The organism is Agathobaculum ammoniilyticum (genome assembly GCF_025567315.1).
Taxonomy (GTDB): Bacteria; Bacillota; Clostridia; order Oscillospirales; family Butyricicoccaceae; genus Agathobaculum; species Agathobaculum ammoniilyticum.
The window spans coordinates 202,332-217,755 of the sequence record NZ_JAOQJE010000001.1 but is presented as its reverse complement, the minus strand read 5'-3'; the positions used below and the strand labels follow the sequence as shown (position 1 = coordinate 217,755).

The 15,424-nt window shown below is 54.3% G+C and carries 16 protein-coding genes; 2 read left to right on the top strand and 14 right to left on the bottom strand.

From position 1 onward, the window contains the following. Nucleotides 1–69: 69 nt before the first annotated feature. The 4 genes from OCV66_RS01090 to OCV66_RS01075 form a co-directional block, all read right to left on the bottom strand. On the bottom strand, nt 70–1,245 hold the full coding sequence (locus tag OCV66_RS01090) for an ABC transporter permease (RefSeq protein WP_147573675.1): 1,176 nt from the start codon (nt 1,243–1,245) through the stop codon (nt 70–72). Then, the gene (locus OCV66_RS01085; RefSeq protein ID WP_107630474.1) at nt 1,242–2,198 is read right to left on the bottom strand and encodes an efflux RND transporter periplasmic adaptor subunit; all 957 of its coding nucleotides are present in this window, start codon (nt 2,196–2,198) and stop codon (nt 1,242–1,244) included. Before OCV66_RS01085 ends, OCV66_RS01090 begins: the two co-directional genes overlap by 4 nt. Nucleotides 2,199–2,287: 89 nt before the next feature. Beyond that, complete coding sequence (radA, locus tag OCV66_RS01080; RefSeq protein WP_107630473.1) at nt 2,288–3,643, bottom strand: DNA repair protein RadA; 1,356 nt, start codon at nt 3,641–3,643, stop codon at nt 2,288–2,290. A gap of 10 nt (nt 3,644–3,653) precedes the next feature. Beyond that, complete coding sequence (locus OCV66_RS01075; RefSeq protein WP_159068016.1) at nt 3,654–4,358, bottom strand: N-acetylmuramoyl-L-alanine amidase; 705 nt, start codon at nt 4,356–4,358, stop codon at nt 3,654–3,656. A 138-nt stretch (nt 4,359–4,496) separates the two neighbouring features. Here OCV66_RS01075 and OCV66_RS01070 point away from each other — a divergent pair, with 138 nt between their 5' ends. Then, nucleotides 4,497–5,048: a cysteine hydrolase family protein gene (locus tag OCV66_RS01070; RefSeq protein ID WP_054325918.1), complete on the top strand. Its 552-nt coding sequence runs from the start codon at nt 4,497–4,499 to the stop codon at nt 5,046–5,048. 35 nt (nt 5,049–5,083) lie between these two features. On the opposite strand, the gene OCV66_RS01065 is transcribed toward OCV66_RS01070, so the two are convergent. The 6 genes from OCV66_RS01065 to OCV66_RS01040 form a co-directional block, all read right to left on the bottom strand. Then, nucleotides 5,084–6,205, bottom strand: a complete 1,122-nt coding sequence (locus tag OCV66_RS01065; protein ID WP_054325917.1) for a helix-turn-helix domain-containing protein — start codon at nt 6,203–6,205, stop codon at nt 5,084–5,086. Between the two features lie 164 nt (nt 6,206–6,369). After that, the gene (locus tag OCV66_RS01060) at nt 6,370–6,558 is read right to left on the bottom strand and encodes a hypothetical protein (RefSeq protein WP_107630470.1); all 189 of its coding nucleotides are present in this window, start codon (nt 6,556–6,558) and stop codon (nt 6,370–6,372) included. 96 nt (nt 6,559–6,654) lie between these two features. Beyond that, nucleotides 6,655–7,863: an aspartate kinase gene (locus OCV66_RS01055; protein WP_054325916.1), complete on the bottom strand. Its 1,209-nt coding sequence runs from the start codon at nt 7,861–7,863 to the stop codon at nt 6,655–6,657. Nucleotides 7,864–7,913: 50 nt separating this feature from the next. After that, nucleotides 7,914–8,804: a homoserine kinase gene (gene thrB / locus OCV66_RS01050; protein WP_054325915.1), complete on the bottom strand. Its 891-nt coding sequence runs from the start codon at nt 8,802–8,804 to the stop codon at nt 7,914–7,916. Between the two features lie 12 nt (nt 8,805–8,816). Next, nucleotides 8,817–10,028: a homoserine dehydrogenase gene (locus OCV66_RS01045; RefSeq protein WP_107630468.1), complete on the bottom strand. Its 1,212-nt coding sequence runs from the start codon at nt 10,026–10,028 to the stop codon at nt 8,817–8,819. A gap of 29 nt (nt 10,029–10,057) precedes the next feature. Continuing rightward, nucleotides 10,058–10,498, bottom strand: a complete 441-nt coding sequence (locus OCV66_RS01040; protein ID WP_107630467.1) for an ACT domain-containing protein — start codon at nt 10,496–10,498, stop codon at nt 10,058–10,060. A gap of 227 nt (nt 10,499–10,725) precedes the next feature. Between OCV66_RS01040 and OCV66_RS01035 the strand changes: the two genes are divergently transcribed. Then, on the top strand, nt 10,726–12,051 hold the full coding sequence (locus tag OCV66_RS01035; RefSeq protein ID WP_054325914.1) for a sodium-dependent transporter: 1,326 nt from the start codon (nt 10,726–10,728) through the stop codon (nt 12,049–12,051). Nucleotides 12,052–12,110: 59 nt separating this feature from the next. Here OCV66_RS01035 and OCV66_RS01030 read toward each other — a convergent pair whose 3' ends face one another. The 4 genes from OCV66_RS01030 to hpt form a co-directional block, all read right to left on the bottom strand. After that, nucleotides 12,111–12,305: a helix-turn-helix transcriptional regulator gene (locus OCV66_RS01030; RefSeq protein ID WP_054325913.1), complete on the bottom strand. Its 195-nt coding sequence runs from the start codon at nt 12,303–12,305 to the stop codon at nt 12,111–12,113. Between the two features lie 10 nt (nt 12,306–12,315). Then, on the bottom strand, nt 12,316–12,777 hold the full coding sequence (locus tag OCV66_RS01025) for a hypothetical protein (protein WP_107630465.1): 462 nt from the start codon (nt 12,775–12,777) through the stop codon (nt 12,316–12,318). A 135-nt stretch (nt 12,778–12,912) separates the two neighbouring features. Beyond that, a complete protein-coding gene (gene ftsH / locus OCV66_RS01020; protein ID WP_054325911.1) occupies nt 12,913–14,820 on the bottom strand; it encodes an ATP-dependent zinc metalloprotease FtsH in 1,908 nt (635 codons plus the stop codon). A gap of 44 nt (nt 14,821–14,864) precedes the next feature. Continuing rightward, nucleotides 14,865–15,419, bottom strand: coding sequence for a hypoxanthine phosphoribosyltransferase (gene hpt, locus OCV66_RS01015; protein WP_242977792.1), 555 nt, complete (start codon nt 15,417–15,419; stop codon nt 14,865–14,867). Between the last annotated feature and the right edge of the window lie 5 nt (nt 15,420–15,424).

Genomic DNA, 15,424 nt, shown 5'->3' with positions numbered 1-15,424 from the left:
GGTTTTCAACCTTTCCTCATGTCTGTTTTCCCTATCCATTTTAACACAGGGGGATTTGAAAGGAAAGGCCTATTTCAGGATTGCGTCGATCGGGTCGAGCCGTGCCGCCCGAATGGCTGGCAGCAGGCCTGCCACCGCTCCGCAGACGAGGGAAAGGAGCAGGATCGCCGCAGACAGCATCCAGCCCGGCAGTAAAACAGTACCACCGAACAACAGCAGCAGGCAAACCGATCCCCAGCCGCAGACGCCGCCAAAAGCGCACAGCAGAGCGGATTGCAGCAAAAACAGACGCCGGATATCACGCGGCTGCGCCCCCAGCGCCAAAAACACACCGATCTCCCCTGTTTTTTCGTGCGTCGCGGCCAGCATGCTGCATAATACGCCGATCAATGCCACACATAATGTGATCCCACCCACAACAAGGAACAGCAGGATGCACAGGTTGGCCATTTGCTCCACCGCGTCCACCATGCCCGACATATTTTGTACCCGCACGGTCCCGTCCACCTTTCCCCGATCGGTCAGGTAGCCGGATATCCGGCTACTGACATGGGACAGGTCCGCTTCCGCAGCGCATTGGACAAACACTTGATCCGCATTCTCCTGTCGTGATGCCAGATACGCATAAGGAATGTAGATCAGGTGCGGCGCAAAGGAGGAAAGCGCGCCGCCCAGCGCGCTTGTCTGTGCCCGAACAACGCCGCAGACCGTAAAATATTGCTCCACTCCGTCCAAACGGACTCGCACGGTGCGCCCTACAATGTTGGCGCGCCCATAAAGCGCCTGCGCCAGATCGTCCCCAACGACTGCCACCGGCTGGCCGGACGCGGCCTGACGCTCCGTAAGCAAGCTGCCGAAAAGCACCTCCAGCCGCATCACATCCCCGAGGCGCTCATCCGCGCCGAGAAACACAGCGTTCTCGCTCACATATCCCGCGCGGATCGTTCCTGTTTTGGCCTTGATCGGCATTACCTGCTCAATCTCCTCCACCGCCTGTCCCATCTGATCGGCCAGCTCGGCGGACAGCGGATTGCCGGAACCGTGGTTGTCCAGATAAACGGTCAGCCCGCTCACGCCAAGCGTCTGTAGCGTCACATCTACCTGCGTTTTGCCAAACAGCCCGATCGAGGCGATCAGGAGCAAGGCGCCGGTGCCAACCGCAACCGATAAGGCGCATAGTCCGGTGCGCAAGGGGTTTTCCCGCAGATTTCCAAGGGCCAGCCGAAATAAATCGACAAGCCTCATGCCGCCACCTCGACCGGTGTACCGTCCGTCAGGTCGTCCGACGGCGAGAGGATCACAAGCTCTCCGGCCGTTAGCCCCTCGGTGATCTCCGTGACTTCCTCCAACAGATAACCTGTCGTGACCGCTTTTTGCACTGCCCTGCCATCCTGCACACAGAATACATATTCCTGTTTGCCGCGTTGGCATACCGCTTCATAGGGTACGGCAACCGCCTGTGGATGATAGTCGGTAAATATTTTAGCCGTAACGGAGTAGCCGGGCCGCAGTCCTTCGGTGCTTCCCCGCAACGGCAGCACCGCTTCCACCGTGGCCTCCCCGCTCTCTCCTGTCAAGCTAACCGTGCGGACCGCAACCGGTGATATTGAAGCGACCGATGCGCTGTACACCCGTTCCCCGGCAGCGGACGCTGTAATGTTCGCCATCTGGCCGCGCTGCAGATTGCCTGCATAGACCTCGGGGGTGCGCACCCGAACCTGCATATTGTTCAGGTCCGCGATCTGCACGCAGGGTACCTCCGACCACACCTGTTCATTCTCCATCGGAAGCGTAAGAACCGTCCCTGAAACAGGCGCCCGTATCGCATCCCGCTCCTCCGCGGCCACCGTCTGATCGGATGATTCGGAAAAAGATTTCCAAACGCTCTGGAGGCTTGATGCCTCCAGCTCCTTGCCTTCCCTCGGCACAAGCGAACAAAGGATGTCTCCAGCCTCTACGGAATCACCTACCGCAGCGTATACCGCTGTTATCACCGCGTTTTCATAGGGACATACCGCAACACTGTCGGCCGCTTCCACAATACCCTGTACGGTGATGCTGTTGTAAATATCCTGTGCGGAAGCGACCGCCGTCTGTACGGCTGCCGGCTTCGGCGCGCGGAAAAAGCAGGCCACCCCCAGCATTACCGATAGCACCACCGCAGTCATAGCTAAAACAATACGCGCTTGTTTTTCCATAAAATAACCGACCTCCCGCCGCAGACTACTGATAGTCTGCGGCAAAAAGGTCGGATTTACTCTCGTATTTTTTGTAGTAATTTGCAGTTTTATAATACCGCGCGAATCGCATCGGCGGCCGTGCGCACCCGCACGATATTCATTTTTTTCGTCAACGTCTCGTCGATGTCCTGCATCGGCATGATGCAGGTATGGAAGCCAAGCCGGTACGCTTCGTTGATCCGCTGCGCCGCGCCCGACACCGCGCGCAGCTCGCCGGTAAGCCCGATCTCCCCAAAGCCCATTACCCCTTCCGGCAGGGGCTTGTCCCGAAAGCTGGACGCAATCGCCAGAACCATGGGCAGGTCAACCGCAGGCTCGTCCAGGCGCATGCCGCCGACCACATTGACATATACATCCGAGGACGAAAGGAAAAAGCCGCAGCGCTTTTCTAGAATCGCCAGCAGCAGAACCATCCGGTTATAGTCCACCCCAGCCGCCGTGCGCCGCGGCACGCCGAACTGTGTTTTTGCCGCGAGCGCCTGCACCTCGGCAAGCAGAGGACGGCTGCCCTCCATCACACAGGCGATACAGTTACCGGAGGCACCCTGTGGGTGTCCGGCCAGCATGGCCGCCGAAGGATTGTTAACCTCCAGCAGGCCATGGTCGCTCATCTCAAATACACCGATTTCGTTGGTGGAGCCGTAACGGTTCTTTGCCGCGCGCAGACAGCGAAACGGCCCTGTCGTTTCTCCCTCAAAATACAGCACGCAGTCCACCATATGCTCTAAAATTTTTGGCCCCGCCAGTGTTCCCTCTTTGTTGACATGGCCGACGATAAAAATAGTCACATTTTTATTTTTGGCGTACTGCATCAGGCTCATCGCACATTCCTTGATCTGCGTTGTACCACCCGGCGCGGCGGTCAGATCCCGTTTATAAACGGTCTGGATCGAGTCCACGATCAGGATATCCGGTTCCATCTGCTCAGTTTCCTGGATGATCTGCTCCATATCCGTTTCGGACAGAATGTATAGCTCCGGCGAAGAAATCTGTAGTCGCGCCGCGCGCAGCTTGATCTGCCGAAGGGATTCCTCACCCGATACATACAACACCTTGGCGTTCCGGCACATCTCCTGGCACATCTGCAGCAAAAGCGTGGATTTGCCGATCCCCGGTTCGCCGCCGACCAAAACAAAGGAGCCATGTACCGCGCCGCCGCCCAAAACGCGGTCGAGCTCCCCGATACCGGAATGGAACCGCGCCTCATCCCCGCTTTCAATCTCGCTGAGCGGCACCGGCCGCGATGCGCCGCGCGGGAAGCTGTTGGTCCCGCGGGCCGCTGATTCCGGCTGTATTTTGAACTCGCTCATTGTGTTCCAGGCGCCGCACGAAGGGCATTTCCCGAACCATTTCGGGCTTTCATAGCCACAATCGCTGCACAAATAAACCGATTTTTGCTTCATAATTCCTCCGTCAGTCGCCATTTGCATATTGTAGGTATCCGCGCAATATGCAGGCGGCAAGTTTTTTATGGTAGTCCGGATCGTTCAGCTTCATTTCCTCTTCCGCATTGGATAAAAACCCGCATTCGACGATTACCGCCGGACAGGTGAGTTTTTTCATCAAATAGATCGAGCTTTCCGCCTGCTTGGCCTGACGCCGGTTTTCCGGATCGCAGCCATAAATCAGGCTATTCTGCAGATATTCCGCCAGAACGCGGCCGCCCGCATGGTTGGCGGAATAAAACACCTGCGCCCCATGGTATTGCGGGTCGCTGAACTTGTTCAGATGGATGCTGAGAAAGATCGGATTTGCCGCCTGCTGCACGATCTGCTCCCGCGCCTTGATATCCGAAATTTTATTTTCCCTCACCGGTCGGGAGGGGTCGTAATCCAAGGCGTTCGTATCCGGCCGTGTCATCACTGCCTGCACACCGAAAAAACCGGCCAAGCCATACAGCCGTTGCGCAATGCTTAAATTGATGTCCTGTTCGGCGGTGCCGTTCGACCCAACCGCACCGCCGTCAAAACCGCCGTGTCCCGCATCGATCACCAGTGTGCGGGAGGCGCGGCTTTCCGCTATTGTCTGCACAATACCGCTGCTGTGAACTGCGGTCAGGCCGGCCAGCAATCCAACCATTACGCAAAGCACCATTCTTTTTCCCATCTTGATCTGCATCGCGCGCACCTCCGTGCTCCAAACATATGCGCGACGTGCTTTTATTATAATCCACTTCATAGCACGGTGCAATAAAATCGTTGTTGCCGGCACAAAATCATGCTATGATAAAATTATAAAAATGGAGGGATATGGGTTATGAACAAGCTTCTTGCAGTGATCGATTATCAAAATGACTTTGTGACCGGCTCGCTCGGCTTTGACGGGGCCGCCGCGATCGATGGTGGGATCGCCCACCAGGCCCAGGCTTATCTGGCGCAGGGGGATCACGTCTTATTCACCTATGACACCCATGACGACCTGTATTTGGAGACGCGGGAAGGACGCGCGCTGCCCATTCCCCACTGCAATCCAAAAGAACAGGGCTGGCGCCTTTACGGGAAAACGCAGGAGTTATGCTGTGAGACCTGTGCCAATCATCAAATTCACAACATCTGCAAGCACACCTTTGGCATGCCGCCGGCAGAGCTTACCAAGCTGGGAAGTGAGCTTCCCGATTTGAAGGAGATCATGGTCGTAGGTGTTGTGACGAACATGTGCGTCATTTCCAATGCCGCGCTCCTGCAGGCGCAATGGCCGGAAGCCCAGATTATCGTGGACGCTTCCCTGTGCCGCAGCTTTGACCCTGTCCTGCATGAAAAGGCGCTCGATGTGATGCAGGGGCTGCAAATGACCGTAATCAACCGCTGAAAAGAGGGACCGTTTAGGCGGTCCCTCTTTTCCCTTTAATCGATCTCCCATACAGTGATACGGCCGTAGTCGTCCACAATTTCCAGTTCTACCGTCAGCGTCTCCAACGGTTCCCTGACCGTCCAGTCCGGCTTCGCATACAGGTAGATTTCATGTAGCATATGGAGCGCTAACTCCTCCTCCGTTGCGTTAACCATTACGCCCATGCGTTCGAGTTCCTCATCCCCTTTGCGCAGAACGAGCGCCGCGCTCTGGGGTGCAACACGCATGGACGGAGCAAGGGAATACACTTGAATTTCCAAATACCCCGACACATGTGTCCCGCCCCAATCGGATGCAATACCTCCGGTTTGCCATCTCGAACTGAATTGCAGCGTATATGCGTCCTCCACGCCTGTCAAATGATCCACCAAAATATTACGGACCATGCCGCTTTCTTCATCTGTTAGCACCAGATAAACCGAAAACGCATCCCGCATGGGGATTTCCGTATCGCCGGAATAAGCGTTGTCCTGGCCCAACAGCGCACTGCAGGTCCAGCTTGATGAACCGCTTTGGATGGAGAACTTCGCGGTTTCATTTTCCGGATGCAGTTCTTTCGGCCGGGCATAAATTGACACATGCAGCATCTCCGCTGTCTGTGCGTTCGGGTCATACTGCAAATCATAGGATACATCGAAATCTGCCAGCGCGCTTTCCTCCTGCGCGCCGGACTGCGGGATATAAACGGTATCCGTCCGTTCCGGTATGGCATTGACCTGCGCCTGCAGCGCCTCCACGCGCTCCTGCAGGCGTCCAATCCATATGAGGGACACAAGATTGCACAAAGCCCCTGCCAGAGCAAGCAGCACAGCCGCGATGGCAAACCACCTGATTTTCCCTGTCAGCACCGGCCGCTTCAGAGGGACGCCTGGGGATGCTGCGTTTTCCGGTTCTGCGGATTCACTTTCCGGCAGTCTGCTGTCCGGACGCAGAATCGCATCGACCGGCACGCCAAATATCCGCCCCAGCTCCACCAGATTATCCATACCCGGCACTGCCTGATCCGCTTCCCATTTGGATACCGCCTGGCGCGATATCCCCAGTTGGTCCGCCAGCGCCTCCTGGCTCATGCCTGCCTTCCGGCGCAGGGCTGCTATTTTTTCACCCGTAGTCATTTGATCACCGCCTTTTCTTTATTTCAGGCTACCGCTTTTCCTCTGAAAATGCCACCAACCGGTCGTTTCTTTTTGTCAACCAACGGTTGACATGCGCGAAAGGGACAAATAAAGCCCCGAAAGACGTCTCTTCCGGAGCTTTTTTCAGCCTTATGTAAACCGGTTTATTCTATGCCCTCATTTTCCCCTTCGGAGCGGTTGTTGAAAGCATATTCCGCGCACTTTTCTTTCGCTTCTTCCTCTGTCGCGTAAGGACAGGCACGGACGCGGCCCTCTGTTTCGGAAAACGCTACACAAAGCTTTTCCGTCCCCGTTGCAAAGCGGCGGCGGAACAGGCACCAAAGCTTCTTCATTTGTAATTCTCCCTTTCTTGTCGTCAAACTCTGGTTTAATTATAGCGTGCGTCCAACCGATTGTCAACGAGATTGACAAATAAATATCAATAGCGGTTATTCGCCAAAAAATTCCTCATGAATGGCTTTGACTGCCTTTTCGCTGTCTTCTTCGTTAATCAGGACGGATATCTTGATCTCCGAAGTGGAGATCATACGGATATTGATTCCAGCCATGGCCAGCGCTTCAAACATTTTGGAGGCCACGCCTGCGGAAGACGCCATGCCTGCGCCAACAATGGAAACCTTCGCCACTTTGGTGCTGATCGACACGTCCTCATATCCCAGCATTTCGGCATTGTCCCGCAGGATTTTTCCCACACGGTCCGCATCATCCTGCCGTATGGTAAACGAAATGGATTTTTTATTATCGCGACCGACGGACTGCAGGATAATATCGATATTTACATTATGCTTAGCCATCAGCGAAAACACCTTGAACGCGGTGCCGGGTGTATCGGAAACATTGATAATCGCAACACGGGCGCAGTTATTGTCACGGGCAACCCCCGAAACGTTCATTTTTTCCATGTGAGAACCCTCCTTGACTTTTGTACCCGGATTGCGGGTAAAACTCGAAATGACCTCCAGGTCGACGTTATACTTCTTTGCCATCTCAACGCTTCGGTTGTGCAGGACCTGCGCGCCGAGCGAGGCCAGCTCCAGCATCTCATCATAGGTGATCGCTTCCAGCTTGCGCGCGCCGGGTACGATACGCGGATCGGTCGTGTACACACCGTCCACATCCGTATAAATCTGGCACAGGTCCGCGCCCAGCGTCGCTGCGATCGCAACCGCAGTCGTATCCGATCCGCCGCGGCCGAGCGTTGTCAGGTCGCCCATTTTGTTCAAGCCCTGGAAGCCTGCAACGATGCAAATTTTCCCGTTATCCAATTCCGCCTTCAGCCGGTCGCCCGAAATGCGCTTGATGCGCGCGTCTGAATAATTGCTGTTGGTTTCCAGCCCGATCTGCCAGCCGGTCAGCGAAACCACGGAAAAACCGAGCTTCTGAATCGCCATCGCGAGCAGGGACATGGAAATCATTTCCCCTGTGTTGAGCAGCACATCCATCTCCCGTTTGGAGGGATGGTCGTTCAGCTCCGCCGCCTTTGCGATCAGGTCATCCGTTGTGTCGCCCTGCGCGGATACGACGACAACAACCTGGTTGCCCGCCTGTGCCGTTTTCGTCACAATGTCCGCCACGTTTTTCAGACGTTCGGTATTTGCTACCGAGGTTCCGCCAAATTTCTGCACAATAAGACTCATACTTGTTACGTTTCCTCCTTATATCGCCTACCGTCAAAAACGGTCCTGCTTCAAATACGCTTGACTGTCGCGCCGACCTCGTCACAGCGAAGCTGCATCGCATGCCAATGTGGATATTTTTCCGCACACAAGGCCTGCGCTCGCGCGGCGTAGTCACGGTCCCCCTTATAGACCATTGCGATAATAGACGGGCCGGCGCCCGAGATAAATGCGCCTAACGCCCCCAGTTCCTTTGCCTCCTGTATGATGTCCTCCCCGTTTTCGATCAGGCCGAACCGGTACGGCTGGTGCAGGCAGTCCCCTGTCGCAACATCCAGATTATCCAGCTTTCCGGTCGTCAGCGAGCCTGCAAGAAGGGCGGCACGCGCTAAATTATAGACCGCGTCATGATGCGCGATCGTCTTGGGCAGCGCGGCGCGCGCTTTTTCCGTTGACAGCTTAAAGTCAGGGATAAACACAATAAAGTCAATGGCGCTGTGTACCGGCACACGCACATGGTGTACATGCCCGTTTTCCAGCAGCGCGACGCAGAAGCCGCCGAGAATCGCCGGTGTGGAATTATCCGGATGCCCTTCGATCGTTGCGGCCAGATCGATCACAGCCTGCCGGTCAAGCGGCTCGCCCAGCATCTCATTCGCTCCCATAATCCCCGCCACTGTGCAGGCAGAGGAAGAACCGAGCCCTCTTGTCTGCGGGATCGCACAGTCTTCGACGATGCGCAGCCCGTTCAGGTTGTAGCCACATTCATCATACACCTTTTTCGCGCATTGGTAAATCAAATTCCGCGAATCCTTAGGAATTAACTGACCGTTTTTATCCGAAATATCAATGTGGTCGCATTCTTCCATCTCGATAATATTATAAAGCTCAAGCGCAATGCCGATGCTGTCATAGCCCGACCCCATATTCGCGCTTGTCGCGGGTACCGTTACCCTTACCATGTGTTTCCCCCCTTAGAGCATGCGCATCGCTGCGCAGACCTTGCCGCAGGCGTTGAGCTGCTGGATTTTTTTCTGCATATCGGCGGTCGCCAGCTTGCTGGTTTTCACAACAACCACGCCGTCAACCGGTTCTGTCACGCTTTCGACCGGCAAAACCGCCTCCATATCTTTCTGGCTGCCCTTGAACCGGACATACCATGCGCTTTGCAGCGTATCCAACGGCCGAAGCAAACAGCGCGAGCCATCCCCCCACATAATACGGCGGCGATGGTCACGGTGTTCCATGCAGTCCATCATATCCGCCACGACTGCGGAGGCTGTCGCCAGCTTGCCGGCTCCTTTTCCGTAGAACATAACCTCCCCCGTGGCATTGCCGTTAATCATGATTGCGTTGAACACATCCTCCACCGCAGCCAGCGGACTTTCTTTGTGGATCAGGTGCGGCGCAACATACGCATACGCGGTTCCATCCTCGCAGCGTACGGAACGGCCCAGCAGCTTGATCACACAGCCCAGCTTATCCGCGTTAGCCACATCCTCAAGCGTTATTTTCGTGATGCCCTCGCAGGAAACCGCATCCGGATCAAACTTATCTCCAAAAGCCAGGTCGGAAAGAATGCAGATCTTGCGGCAGGCGTCATGCCCTTCAATATCCGCTGTGGGGTCCTTTTCCGCGTAGCCGTTGAGCTGCGCCTGCTTCAACGCGTCCTCAAAAGTGACGCCGTTATGGATCATCTGGGTCAGGATATAATTTGTCGTTCCGTTGAGAATACCACAGATCTCGTCGAACTCATTTGCCGCGAGACACTGCAGCATGGGGCGGATGATTGGGATACCGCCGCCGACCGATGCCTCGAACATATAATTTACACCGTGCGCCTGCGCAATCCGGAGCAATTCCTCCCCTCGGGTCGCGACCAGCTCCTTGTTGGAGGTGCAAACGCTCTTGCCGGCCTGCAGACAACGCTTGGTGAACTCATACGCTGCGCCGACGCCACCCATGACCTCAGCTACGACCGAAATCTCCGGATCGTTTTCTATAACAGAAAAATCCGTTACAAATTTATTCCCATACGGCAATGCGGAAAAATCGCGCAGGTCGAGTACATATTTCACCTCAACCGGCACCCCCAGCACGCGGGTGATTTTTTCCGCGTTCATTTCAAATACCTCATATACGCCAGAGCCAACCGTGCCATGGCCCATGATAGCTGCTTTCACCATACGTCATTCTCTTCCTTTCGGCTGTTCTCTTATTCGGATGCTAAAATTTCCACCTTATTTACGCCCTCCAGCGCTTCTGCCCGATGCACCAGTTCTTCGACGGAATATTTCATTTCACCGGTGCGCGCGGCTATCGTGACCGAGGCCTGCCCCCGCATGGGGATGGATTGGTTCACCGTCAGCAGGTTGGCGCCGGACCGCGCCATAAGCCCCAGGATACTCGACAGCATCCCAGGCTGATCATGCAACATGAAATGGAATGTTACGATCCGGTCGGTCGTCGCCTCAAAAAATGGCCGGACGCCATCCTTATATTTGTAATAGGCGCTACGGGACAGTCCTGCTATTTTCGCCGCCTCGCTTGCGGTAGCCGCTTTTCCGGAGGCAATCGCTTCGTTTGCTTCGATCACGCGCTGAAACACCTCGGGCAGTAATGTCCGCTCGACCAGATAATATTTTGGCTTAATCATGCGTTGTCCTCCCTAAAAAGACAGATGTCTTTTTCACGCTTTCCTATCATACCATATGAACCCCTGCAAAGCAAGGGAATATGTGATAAAATTCTTGTTTTTCACAAAATCCTTTTGTATGATTCGACAAAGCTGTATCCGATTTATTGGCAAATCCAATATGGCTTAATTTCCTAAACTATGATATACTAAAAAAACATGTGAAATTAGAGACGGAGAATCGTACTATGAAACAAAAAAACGAAAATGGAACCTTTACCTCGAAAGTAGGCTTTGTTCTTGCCGCAGTCGGCTCCGCAGTCGGCATGGGAAACATCTGGATGTTTCCATACCGCACAGGGCAGTACGGCGGCGCGGCGTTCCTGATTCCTTACCTGCTGTTTGTCGCTCTGTTTGGATACGTCGGCCTGTCGGGCGAATTTGCGTTCGGCCGTCTGACCGGCACCGGACCGATCGGCTCATATGAGTACGCGATGAAAAGCCGCGGCAAAAAAGGCGGCGCTTTTCTCGGTGCGATCCCGTTGTTCGGGTCGCTCGGCATTGCGATCGGCTACGCCATTATTGTCGGTTGGGTGGTCCGCAGCGCGTTTGGCGCACTGACCGGCACCTTGATGCGCACGGAGCCGGAAGTATTCTTTTCCCAAATGAGCAGCGCGCATTTGTCCAGCGTCCCCTGGCACACGATCGTTGTACTGATGACGGTCGCCATACTGATTTACGGTGTGTCGGGCGGCATCGAAAAAATCAATAAAGTTATGATGCCCGCATTTTTTATCCTGTTTTTGATTATCGCGGTGCGCGTCGCTTTCCTGCCCGGCGCGTTGGATGGTTACCGGTATCTGTTTGTCCCCCAATGGGAGTTCCTTTTGAATCCCAAAACTTGGGTCATGGCGATGGGGCAGGCATTCTTTTCCCTTTCCGTCACGGGCTCCGGTATGATCATCTACGGCAGCTATCTGAGCAAAAAAGAGGATATCGTCCACTCCTCCACAATGACCGCGTTGCTCGATACCTGCGCAGCTATGCTCGCCGGCTTTGCCGTTATCCCATCGGTCTTTGCATTTGGGCTTGATCCTGCATCCGGTCCCAAACTGTTGTTTATCACTCTGCCCCGCGTCTTTCAGCAAATGCCGATGGGGCGGCTGTTTGCTTTCCTGTTTTTCCTTTCCGTCCTTTTTGCCGGCATCACGTCGCTTGCCAACATGCTCGAGGCGGTTTCCGAAGCGGCGCAGACCCGTCTCAAGCTCAAGAGGAAAACCGCTGTTGTGCTTTCCGGCGTTGCAACGCTTGCTGTCGGCCTTCTGATCGAGCAGGAGGCGCTTATGGGCAGATGGATGGATATTATTACGATCTATGTGGTCCCGATCGGCGCGATTCTCGGCGCGGTCATGATTTATTGGGTGCTGGGCGTCAAGGAAATCAAAAAAGAGCTTATGCTTGGTCGGGAAAAAACGCTCAGCCGTGTATTTGATCCTCTCGCAAAATATGTTTATGTTTTCCTGGCAGCGCTCGTCGTCGTATTCAGCTTCCTGATCCCCGGTGGCATTGGCTGACGTTTATTGCGGGGACCATATTGGACAATAAAAGAGCTTCCCCTTAAGGGGAAGCTCTTTTATTCTTCCAGAAAGAAAATACTTTCTACCGGCTGCTCCAATAAGCGGGCAACCTTCATCGCCAATTCCAGGGTCGGGTCATATTTGTTATTTTCCATTGCAACTACGGTCTGGCGCGAAACACCGAGCAGCTTTGCCATATCCTCCTGCCGCAGGCCGTGAGCTTTCCGCAGCGCTTTGATGCCGTTCTTCATATATTTTCACTTATATCATCATAATCCCAATAGCAAGCATCGCTCCCAGCGTACCGACTGCAAGGCTGAATACCAGCACAATCATCAGAGTCTTCCACAGCGGATAGGGCTTATATTCCTCGTCTCCCTCCGTATACCGATGCCGCAGCGCAAGTGTGGCGATCGATTGTGTCAGCACGCCCAGAAGCAGAACGCCGTTGGAAAGCGGTATGCTTTCATTTTTAACAAATACGCTGTAAAATGTACATCCCAGCAAACCAAACAGCATAACCGTGTATGCAATAGAGATTGCTTTGTATTGGATCAGCCGCTCCATCTCGTCCGCTCGCTGCATCCCGGGCTGCAAACCAAGCTTATTGGCCAATGCGGTGAAACGCAGCGGCCGCCTCCTCCCAATCCATATAAACAGCGCAAGAAAGCCAACCAGAAACACTATTGGCAGCGCCATCAAAATATAGCTCTTTGCACCCATATCAAGCTCTCCCTCCCCTTTGCATAGTGTCAAACTTATTTTACATTTTCAGCATACCTCACACTTTTAAAAATGTCAAGAGTTTTTGACTTTTCTCCACAAAAGAAATCCCACGGGTTCCCGTGGGATTTCTTTTTATTCTGTTTCCTGGCCGTCGTCTTTTTTCTGTGCCTGTTCATCCAGCTCCTTTTGAAGCTCAGGCATCAAATCCTCGCCGAGTACCTTGTCCGGAACGATCTCATTGTTATAGACCTTAAGGAAGGTTTCCCCGTCCATTGTTTCATTACGGATCAAATACTCCGCGACACGGGACATCTCCTCCATATGCTCGGTCAGGAGCTTCTCACAGGCGTGGTGCGCCTCCTCGATAATACGGTGGATCTCATCGTCGATCTCCGCTGCCTTGACCTCGGAGTAGCCCTTCCCTGCCGCAAAATCACGGCCCAGGAATATTTCGCCGTTGTCCGCGCCGTAATCAATCGGCCCGATCCTCTCGCTCATACCGTAACTGGTCACCATCGCCCGCGCCATCTGCGTCGCCTGCTTAATATCGCCGTAGGCGCCGGTGGAGATATCCGGCATCGTAAGCTGTTCCGCGACACGACCGCCCAAGCAAACGATGATATACTCCTCCATATACTTTCGGGTGCGGTACGCCTGATCCTCTTCCGGTAGCGGCATGGTAAAGCCGCCTGCACCGGAGGAACGCGGAATGATCGTTACATGATGCACCGGATCCTGCGTCGGCAGGACATGGAAACAAATTGCATGACCTGCTTCGTGATATGCTGTCAGGCGCTTATCCTGCTCGGTAATGATATGGCTCTTTTTTTCCACACCCATCACGACTTTGAGCAGGGACTCCTCGATCTCATCTTGGGAAATCAGCTTTTTATTGCGGCGCGCTGCCAGCAGTGCTGCCTCGTTGAGCAGATTCTCCAGATCCGCGCCGGTAAATCCGGCCGTGGTTTTAGCGATATCCGAGAACTTGACATCCGGATCGAACTGCTTGTTGCGGGCATGCACTTTCAGGATTGCCTCGCGCCCCTTAACGTCAGGTGCGCCAACATAGACCTGGCGGTCAAAACGGCCCGGGCGGAGCAATGCGTTGTCGAGGATATCCTTACGGTTGGTCGCCGCAATCACGATAACGCCCTCATTGGCGCCGAAACCGTCCATCTCTACAAGCAGTTGATTCAGCGTCTGCTCGCGCTCATCATGCCCGCCGCCGAGTCCCGCGCCGCGCTGGCGGCCTACCGCGTCGATCTCGTCGATGAACACAATCGCCGGTGCGTTCTTTTTCGCCTGCTCGAACAGATCGCGTACGCGCGAAGCGCCAACGCCGACATACAGCTCGACAAAATCCGAGCCGGAAATCGATAGGAACGGCACGCCGGCCTCGCCCGCAACCGCACGCGCGATCAATGTTTTACCAGTACCCGGAGGGCCTACCAGGAGTACGCCCTTGGGAATGCGCGCGCCGATCTGCACAAATTTCTGCGGGTTTTTCAGAAACTCCACGATCTCCTGTAACTCGGCCTTTTCCTCATCCGCACCGGCCACATCATTGAAAGTGACTTTCCTTTTATCGTCCTGCGCCAGCTTTGCACGTGCTTTGCCGAACTGCATCGGACCTGCGCCGCCGCCGGATTGCTTGTTCATCATAAAATACCAGAACGCGCCCAGCAGAACAATCAGGATGAGGTATGGCACCAAATTCGCCCACCACGGTATTTCCGTAGTGATATAATTTACCTCTGTCAGCGTGCCGTTCTGCTCCTGCTCCTGGATCGTTTCACCCAGTTCTTCGTAAAATACGCTGAAGTAATTCCCCAAGTCATAGCTGACAACGCGTCCGTCGTCCTTCAGATGCATGGTCAGCGTCCCGCCATCCACCTTGAACTGATCAACTTTCTCCTCCTGGAAGTATTTGTATACATCCAGATAGGTGATCGGCTCGGTGCGCGACGTCTGGCTCACAACATAGCTGACACCGGCCAGCAAAAACACCAGTATCAGAAGATAAAGGCCAAAGCCTTTCATTTTTCCTTTCAAATCGGTATGACACCTCTTCCTCGTTCGTGTATTTACTCGCCGCCGTAAACAGACGGTTTGAGAATGCCGATATACGGCAAATTACGGTATTTTTCAGCATAATCCAGGCCATAGCCGACCACAAATTCATCCGGTATTTCAAAGCCGAGATAATCGATCGGCACATGTACCTTATGCCGCGCAGGCTTGGACAGCAGCGTACACAGCCGAATCGAATTTGCTCCGCGCGCCATCAGCACCTGCATCAAATAATTCAACGTGACGCCTGAATCGAGGATATCCTCTACAATCAACAGGTCGCGCCCGTCGATCGGCTGCTCGATATCCTTGATGATCTGCACCTCGCCAGAGGTTTTGGTCCCCTTTCCATAACTGGATACCACCATGAAATCAATATTGCACGGCGTTTGGATCCTGCGGGTCAGATCTGCCATAAAAACATAGGATCCCTTGAGTACGCTGACGATCAGGGGATTCCTATCCCGATAATCCTCCGTAATACGCGCGCCCAGCTCCGCCACTTTTTCCGCGAGTTGCTGTTCCGTGAAGTAAACTTCCTTGATGTCGTCTCGCATGTCAAATGCCATTTGTC